This is a genomic window from Fulvivirga aurantia (genome assembly GCF_009711475.1).
Classification (GTDB): Bacteria; Bacteroidota; Bacteroidia; order Cytophagales; family Cyclobacteriaceae; genus Fulvivirga; species Fulvivirga aurantia.
Map to the genome: position 1 here is coordinate 1 of NZ_SMMD01000732.1, position 6,798 is coordinate 6,798.

Below are 6,798 nucleotides of genomic sequence, written 5' to 3' on the forward strand. Positions count from 1 at the left end.
GTTTTCTTTAAAAACAAGGCCATTTTTGCCGTGAATCTTATATAATGTTTCTTTTATACACCACAGCATATTCAAAGTCATAATATCCTGCTTAGCAAATGCTATCTCTTTCTCAGAGAGAAACTTAGGGGCAATTTTTAATGCTTTTTCTCTAGGCTGCTCCAGGTCTATGCCTACGGGTTTAGATTTGTCAATGATGGCTGCCACATAGGGGTAAGAATGTGTTAAGGAGATTTCGTATTCTAAATGACCCCTTAGTGATGGCTTACCATGATTGTCTTTGGTGAGTCCATGATAATCTATGCCTAAAAGATGCGTCAGATGCTTGATTGTGAGTCTGCCGGATAGCCACTCAAGCTGCTTAATTTTATTTTTAAAGGAAAGTAACAGCTCGCGATCTTCCGCAATTGGGTTTAAAGCATTTAGCAACTCTTCAAAAGATTCTTCAACATGCCAAATGGCTAAAAATCGACTTTTACTTACCTCTATTGTTTTATTTACGGGCATTTGATATCTGCTAATAATATTGCTTCTTTGTCCAGAATTTTATCTCGAAAACTCCCTTTTAATGAGCAAAATAAACATTTCTAAGCTCAAAACACTTACTGGTCACAAAGATTGCGTTTATACACTCGAAAGATCAAACAAGGATCATATTTTCTTCTCGGGAGCAGGTGATGGTATGGTAGTTTATTGGGACATTGAGGCAGGTGATAACGGACAGTTGATTGCTAAACTTCCTAATTCTGTATATGCGCTTCATTATTTAGCCAATCATGATTTATTAGTAGCTGGTCATAATTATGAAGGCATTCATCTGCTAGACTGGCAGTCAAAGAAAGAAGTGGGCTCATTGAAAATGACCGAATCGGCCATCTTTGATATAAACTCTTATGGAGATCATTTGTATGTGGGAGATACCTCAGGCAATGTTTCAATCATAGATTATAAAAAGCTCAAAGTACTCCATCAATTAGAAAATGGGCAAAAGAGTGCAAGAGCCATCGCTATTAATAAGAAGTATAATGAGTTAGCAGTAGGCTATAGCGATAATATGATCCGTATCTATCATTTAGATGATTATAGTTTAAAAAAGGAAATAGACAATCACACCAATTCTGTGTTTACCATAAGGTACTCACCAGACGATGAATTGCTGTTATCTTCAGGGCGGGATGCGCACCTTATGATTTGGGATGTCGGCTCTGGATATAGTCAATTACAAGATATTGTGGCCCACATGTATGCCATAAATAATATCGATTTTAGTCCGGATGGTAAACATTTCGTAACTTGTAGCATGGATAAATCCATAAAAGTTTGGGATGCTTTGACTTTTAGATTGTTGAAGGTCATAGACAAAGCCAGACATGCGGGACATGGTACTTCAGTGAATAAACTGCTCTGGACGGGCTTTAAAGATTTATTAGTAAGTGCCAGCGATGATCGCACAATATCCATTTGGGATATAGAGTTTAATAAACAAGTATAGTTGGGTTAATACTTTAAGATATATGAAAATAACGCCTTTAGAAATACGGCAAAAAACTTTTGAGAAAGCGTTTAGAGGCCTCGACAAAGACGAGGTAAATGCATTTTTAGTGACGTTGTCTCAGGAGTGGGAGAAGTTGATAGATGAAAATAAGGAGTTAAAGATAAAGCTTGAGGCTTCACAGAAAGAAGTTGAAAAACTTAGAGAGGTTGAAAATAGCTTGTTTAAAACCCTTAAAACAGCTGAAGACACTGGTGCAAGCATGATCGATCAGGCTACTAAAACAGCTGAGTTGCATATGAAGGAGACTCAGATGAAGGCTGAAGCGCTCATGAATGATGCAAAATCAAAGGCCAAAGATACCATCGAGGAAGCTGAAATGAAATCACGCAACACGCTTGATGACATGGAAGATAGAATACGCTCTATGGCTCAGGTTTATAGAACGTTAGAGAACGTTAAAGCTGATCTTCTGTCTGACATTAAGAGCTTTGCCAGTGATGCATTGGACAAAGTGGAGCGTGTGAAGATGCAAATGAAGTCTTTTGATGTTGAGGATGAGCTGATGCGTATTAAAAGAGAAAGCATACAGCAAAACACTTCCACGAGATTTGATGTGGAAAGCCACAACACACCAGCGCCACCCCCTATAAGCGAAGAGTCTCCGCGAGTAAATGAAAACCAACCTTCTCAGAAGAAAAATGAAGAAAGCACTTCATTTTTTGATGATATCGAGTAATGCAAAAAGTAGCACTTAATGGCCTTCAGTTTAAGGCCTATCATGGATATTATGATGAGGAAAGAGAGAAAGGCAATCATTTTGAAGTAGACATCGAAGTGACTGCCGACTTTGAAAATGCTGCCAAGGATGATGACCTTGAGCAGGCTGTTAATTACGAGCAGCTTTATACCATCATCAAAGAGGAGATGCAGATTGCTGCCTCGCTACTAGAAAATGTTGTAATGCGAATAGCCAATAGAGTATTACAAGAAATGCCGTTGGTTCAGTCTGTATTAGTAAGTCTCGCTAAGCTTAATCCACCGATACAGGGAGCATGCCGGGAGGCACGCGTAACGATTGAAAAGAAACGTGATTAAGAAACTGTACTTTCTTCACCTGCCTTTACAAAGGTGAAGCCTCTTGCATCAGAACCTTCGTAAAAATCAACTTCAAGGCCAATGAGGTACATGGTGTGTTTTTTCTCAATATAAATAGGTGTTGTGCCTACCTGATACTCAATATCACCTTCTTGTTTTTTGTCGAAACCAAGCATGTAGGTGAAACCCACACAACCACCACTGCCTTTAATACCAACCCGTAGTCCGTAGCCTTCGGGTATATTCTTATTATTCATGATGTTTTCTACTTCTTTGGCCGCGCGGTCAGTGAGTGTTACTGGCTGTAAATTCATGCAGATTTTATTTTTGTCTATTGAACAACCACAGAACAGTTAGTGTTCCATTTGTCCTCGATGAAACAATATTGCGTGAATTTAAATTCTAAAACTCAGAGTATTAAATTATTTCTACGACTTTCCTAACTTAAAGCTCCTTAACGCAAAAAGAGATATTGATGGACGCTACTATAGAATTTGCTAAACTTATATTACCAGCAGCAATTGTTTTATACGCCATGTATTTGGTTGTGAAATCATTTTTAGACAAAGAGCTGCAAAAGCACAGTTTAGAGGTAAGAGGTAAAAGTATTGAGACAGTATTGCCAAACAGGCTGCACGCATATGAGAGAGTTTGCCTGTTTTTAGAAAGGATCAGCCCTAACAATCTCATCGTAAGATTGAATAATGGTAAATATACAGCAGGGGAGTTTCAGCAAATCATGCTCAACGAGATCAGAGAAGAATATAACCATAACGTGTCTCAGCAGGTTTATATGAGTGATGAGGCTTGGGATATGGTAAAGTCGGCCAAAGAAGATCTAATAGTAATGATCAACGATGCGGCATCATCTTTACCTAAAGATTCGTCTAATATGGATTTATCGAAACTGATTTTCGAAAAAACCATAGAAAAAGACTCTGACCCAATACAGGATGCTTTAAAAGCAGTAAAGCAGGAGATAAGACAAACTTTTTAGAGAAGATATGGAGAGTGCAAGAGAGAACAAGTTTTTCAAGAATGCGAAACAGCGGGCTTCGAGAATTTTAAAGAATAAAGAGCAGTTGCAATATTTACTAAAGGCGGCCGGTGATAAGCTAAAAGACGTAAATGTACAAAACATAAAAAATAGCTCACTGGCAGAAAGAATCCGTGTTATCAGGAGGATGATTATTGCTTACGCCAAAGGGGAATATAGGCAAATTAAAGCCACTAACGTACTATTACTGGTAGCAGCAGTTGTATATTTTGTTACTCCTGTAGATCTGGTGCCTGATTTTATTCCAATTACAGGCTTTATCGATGATTTTTCGATCGTAGTTTGGGTGTATAGTAAGTTGCAGCAAGAAATAGATGAATATATCCTCTGGGAGAACTCTAAAGAAGTTACCTAATGTCAAAAACAGCAATTATAGCAGGTTCAACTGGTCTCATTGGTGAAGAGCTACTGCAGCTTTTACTCGATGACCCCAAATATCAAAAAGTAATTGCGATAAGCAGAAGGCCGCTTCAACATACCAGTAAGAAGCTCATGAATGTGATTGCTGATCTTGAAAGTTTGGATGATCACAAAACCGATTTGAAAGGTGACGATGTGTTTTGCTGCCTAGGCACGACCATGAAAAATGCCGGATCAAAAGAAAAATTTAGAGCGGTTGATTATGAGTATCCGCTTAAGCTAGCGAAAATCACTAAAGACAATGGGGCTTCGCAGTACTTGCTCATTTCAGCCCTTGGCGCAGATAAACAATCATCTGTTTTTTACAATAAAGTGAAAGGTGAAGTAGAAGAGGCCATTTCAGGGGTTAATTTTCAAGCCTATCACATTTTTCGCCCTTCTCTACTTATAGGTAGTCGAGAAGAAACCAGGGTAGGGGAAGGTGTGGCTCAGGTATTCTTTAAAGTATTTGGTTTCTTATTCCAGGGACCTTTAAAAAAATACAAAGCAATAAAATATGATAAAGTAGCACGTGCCATGCAACAGTTGGCTCAATCTCAGGCAGAGGGCAAGCACGTGCATGAATCTAAAGAACTTCAAAAATACTAGTGTATGATAGCTGTAATTCAGCGCGTTTCGAAATCTTCAGTAAAAATCAACGGTGAAATTAAGAGTGAAATAGGTCAGGGGCTCAATGTGTTGTTAGGCATAGAAGGTGCCGATGAATTTGAGGACATTCAATGGCTTTCCAGAAAAATCGCAAACATGCGTATTTTCGATGATGAAGAGGGTGTTATGAACAAAAGCCTTTTGGACATAAAAGGAGAGGCACTGGTAATCAGCCAGTTTACACTGCATGCCAGTACTAAAAAAGGCAACCGACCTTCATATATAAAAGCCGCAAAACCTGACTATGCCGTGCCATTATACGAAAAGTTTGTGGAGCAATTTGAGCTGGAAATTGGTAAACCCGTGGCTACAGGCGAATTTGGCGCTGATATGAAAGTAGAGATACAAAACGATGGCCCTGTCACTATTATCGTAGATACAAAAGATAAGAAATGACGATTAAGGAGGCACAGCAACTGGTCGATGACTGGATAAAGGAGCACGGAGTGCGATATTTTGATGAGCTCACCAATATGGCAATCCTCACAGAGGAGGTGGGGGAGGTTGCTCGTATCATGTCAAGAAGATATGGAGAGCAATCTGAGAAGGAGAGTGATAAGGACAAAGACCTGGGTGATGAATTTGCCGATGTGCTATGGGTGCTTATGTGTTTGGCTAACCAAACGGGTGTCGACCTTACTGAAGCATTGAAGAAAAATATCGAAAAGAAAACTTCCAGAGATAAAGATCGTCATAAAAACAACGATAAATTAAGATAAGTATTTACTAATCTGTTAATCACTTAATTTAAGCTCGCATCGTTGATCTTCCAGCGTTTCTACTGCTTCATCGAGATCTAGTGTAGACTTAGTCTCATCCATTTTTTCTTTAAAAGACTGCTTGAGTTCTTTTCTTTTCATGGCTTCTACAAATCGCCTTACGTCCGTTTTGCTTTCTAAAATAAGGGGTGGTACTTGCGTAGGCTTGTTGTCATCATCTTTGGCAACCATCGTTACGTAAGAAGTATTGGTGTGTTTTACACTCCCGTTTTTTACGTTTTCTGCTATAACTTTTATACCAACTATTAGTGAAGTGTTGCCCACAAAATTAATCGAGGCATGTAAAGAGACTAGTTCACCTACTTCTATGGGTTGTAAGAAATCTACTACATCTATCGATACCGTCACGCAATATGTGCCTGCATGTTTACTGGCACAGGCATAAGCAACCTTATCAATGAGAGAGAGTAAAATACCTCCATGTATTTTGCCACCAAAATTGGCATAAGAGGGTATCATTAATTCAGTAATTGTGGTTTTTGAGTACTCTACTTTTCTTCCTGATAAGTTTTGCATAGTTGAAGATAGTAAAAGCCTTGAAGATTTTACTAATAGACATAAAAGGTCCTAAATAAGTAAGCCCTAATAGTTTGTATAACCCCAAATTTCAGTAGCTTCGATTTTTTACTTCAGATATCATGAAAAATATAATTTATTGTATTATTACAATCGTGTTGATTAGCTGTGATACAAAGCAATCAGAAAGTAAGACAACAAAAGGTATCAATCAAGAGCTATCAGAAGTTTTGAAAAGAATGAAAGCGCTTGATCAAAAGTATAGGCATCAATTAATGGATATTGAAGACATGCGAAAGCGTGATAGCATTTGGATGTTGCAAGCTAAGATCGACCGTGAAAATTTGAAAATACTTGAAGATATAATCTCCGAATACGGATTTCCAGGAAGAAGCTTGGTGGGAGAGGATGGGTCAAGAGCTGCATTTTTGATACTCCAGCATAGCTCAGAAGAAACTATGGAAAAACATTATGATTTAATTTTGGAAGCTGGAGAAAATAACGAATTAGCCATGCATCGTGCAGCTATGTTTCAAGATCGAGTGCTTATGAATCGAGGGGAAAAACAGGTCTATAGAACTCAAATCTATTCCAAACGTGTGATAAAATCAGAGACAGGAGAATCTTACGATAGTGCATATGTTTGGCCAATTGAAGATCTTCGGGGAGTAAACAAAAGAAGATTGGAAGTAGGCTTAAATGAAAGTGTTGAAATATACGCAGCGGGTTTTGGAGTATAGTTCGATTCGCAGGATTAGTCATTGAAATATTTACTTATACTAAAAAAA

12 protein-coding genes are annotated in these 6,798 nt (G+C 38.3%); 9 read left to right on the forward strand and 3 right to left on the reverse strand.

All coding sequences use genetic code 11. The features are described 5' to 3' along the window. Positions 1-507: 4'-phosphopantetheinyl transferase family protein (locus E1176_RS08530; protein WP_155210189.1), on the reverse strand; the 507-nt coding region annotated here is incomplete at its 3' end. 61 nt (positions 508-568) lie between these two features. On the opposite strand from E1176_RS08530, the gene E1176_RS08535 reads away from it, so the two are divergent. From E1176_RS08535 to folB, 3 genes are read left to right on the forward strand one after another with little or no spacing between them, the layout of a single operon-like run. After that, positions 569-1,492, forward strand: coding sequence for a WD40 repeat domain-containing protein (locus E1176_RS08535; RefSeq protein ID WP_155210190.1), 924 nt, complete (start codon positions 569-571; stop codon positions 1,490-1,492). A 22-nt stretch (positions 1,493-1,514) separates the two neighbouring features. Beyond that, positions 1,515-2,231 (forward strand): DivIVA domain-containing protein, encoded by a 717-nt coding sequence (locus E1176_RS08540; protein WP_155210191.1) that lies wholly within the window; start codon positions 1,515-1,517, stop codon positions 2,229-2,231. Continuing rightward, complete coding sequence (gene folB, locus E1176_RS08545) at positions 2,231-2,590, forward strand: dihydroneopterin aldolase (RefSeq protein ID WP_155210192.1); 360 nt, start codon at positions 2,231-2,233, stop codon at positions 2,588-2,590. Before E1176_RS08540 ends, folB begins: the two co-directional genes overlap by 1 nt. On the opposite strand, the gene E1176_RS08550 is transcribed toward folB, so the two are convergent. Further along, a complete protein-coding gene (locus tag E1176_RS08550) occupies positions 2,587-2,904 on the reverse strand; it encodes a HesB/IscA family protein (protein ID WP_155210193.1) in 318 nt (105 codons plus the stop codon). The two genes, folB and E1176_RS08550, sit on opposite strands and share 4 nt — an antisense overlap. A gap of 161 nt (positions 2,905-3,065) precedes the next feature. On the opposite strand from E1176_RS08550, the gene E1176_RS08555 reads away from it, so the two are divergent. Genes E1176_RS08555 through E1176_RS08575 form a run of 5 tightly spaced genes read left to right on the forward strand, consistent with a single transcriptional unit; the run spans position 3,066 to position 5,434 of the window. After that, the gene (locus tag E1176_RS08555; RefSeq protein ID WP_155210194.1) at positions 3,066-3,587 is read left to right on the forward strand and encodes a DUF7935 family protein; all 522 of its coding nucleotides are present in this window, start codon (positions 3,066-3,068) and stop codon (positions 3,585-3,587) included. A 7-nt stretch (positions 3,588-3,594) separates the two neighbouring features. Beyond that, positions 3,595-4,002, forward strand: coding sequence for a YkvA family protein (locus E1176_RS08560; RefSeq protein ID WP_155210195.1), 408 nt, complete (start codon positions 3,595-3,597; stop codon positions 4,000-4,002). After that, a complete protein-coding gene (locus E1176_RS08565; RefSeq protein WP_155210196.1) occupies positions 4,002-4,655 on the forward strand; it encodes an oxidoreductase in 654 nt (217 codons plus the stop codon). Before E1176_RS08560 ends, E1176_RS08565 begins: the two co-directional genes overlap by 1 nt. A 3-nt stretch (positions 4,656-4,658) precedes the next feature. Next, positions 4,659-5,111: a D-aminoacyl-tRNA deacylase gene (dtd, locus tag E1176_RS08570; protein ID WP_155210197.1), complete on the forward strand. Its 453-nt coding sequence runs from the start codon at positions 4,659-4,661 to the stop codon at positions 5,109-5,111. After that, positions 5,108-5,434: a nucleotide pyrophosphohydrolase gene (locus tag E1176_RS08575; RefSeq protein WP_155210198.1), complete on the forward strand. Its 327-nt coding sequence runs from the start codon at positions 5,108-5,110 to the stop codon at positions 5,432-5,434. Before dtd ends, E1176_RS08575 begins: the two co-directional genes overlap by 4 nt. Before the next feature lie 15 nt (positions 5,435-5,449). Here E1176_RS08575 and E1176_RS08580 read toward each other — a convergent pair whose 3' ends face one another. Next, a complete protein-coding gene (locus E1176_RS08580; protein ID WP_155210199.1) occupies positions 5,450-6,010 on the reverse strand; it encodes an acyl-CoA thioesterase in 561 nt (186 codons plus the stop codon). A 122-nt stretch (positions 6,011-6,132) separates the two neighbouring features. Between E1176_RS08580 and E1176_RS08585 the strand changes: the two genes are divergently transcribed. After that, positions 6,133-6,750, forward strand: coding sequence for a DUF6624 domain-containing protein (locus tag E1176_RS08585; protein ID WP_155210200.1), 618 nt, complete (start codon positions 6,133-6,135; stop codon positions 6,748-6,750). Positions 6,751-6,798 lie beyond the last annotated feature (48 nt).

Coding starts and splice junctions, on each gene's coding strand:
- E1176_RS08575 (WP_155210198.1), top strand. CDS start 5,108: ATGACGATTAAGGAGGCACAGCAACTGGTCGATGACTGGATAAAGGAG.
- E1176_RS08555 (WP_155210194.1), top strand. CDS start 3,066: ATGGACGCTACTATAGAATTTGCTAAACTTATATTACCAGCAGCAATT.
- dtd (WP_155210197.1), top strand. CDS start 4,659: ATGATAGCTGTAATTCAGCGCGTTTCGAAATCTTCAGTAAAAATCAAC.
- E1176_RS08565 (WP_155210196.1), top strand. CDS start 4,002: ATGTCAAAAACAGCAATTATAGCAGGTTCAACTGGTCTCATTGGTGAA.
- E1176_RS08580 (WP_155210199.1), bottom strand. CDS start 6,010: ATGCAAAACTTATCAGGAAGAAAAGTAGAGTACTCAAAAACCACAATT.
- E1176_RS08540 (WP_155210191.1), top strand. CDS start 1,515: ATGAAAATAACGCCTTTAGAAATACGGCAAAAAACTTTTGAGAAAGCG.
- E1176_RS08535 (WP_155210190.1), top strand. CDS start 569: ATGAGCAAAATAAACATTTCTAAGCTCAAAACACTTACTGGTCACAAA.
- folB (WP_155210192.1), top strand. CDS start 2,231: ATGCAAAAAGTAGCACTTAATGGCCTTCAGTTTAAGGCCTATCATGGA.
- E1176_RS08585 (WP_155210200.1), top strand. CDS start 6,133: ATGAAAAATATAATTTATTGTATTATTACAATCGTGTTGATTAGCTGT.
- E1176_RS08560 (WP_155210195.1), top strand. CDS start 3,595: ATGGAGAGTGCAAGAGAGAACAAGTTTTTCAAGAATGCGAAACAGCGG.
- E1176_RS08550 (WP_155210193.1), bottom strand. CDS start 2,904: ATGAATTTACAGCCAGTAACACTCACTGACCGCGCGGCCAAAGAAGTA.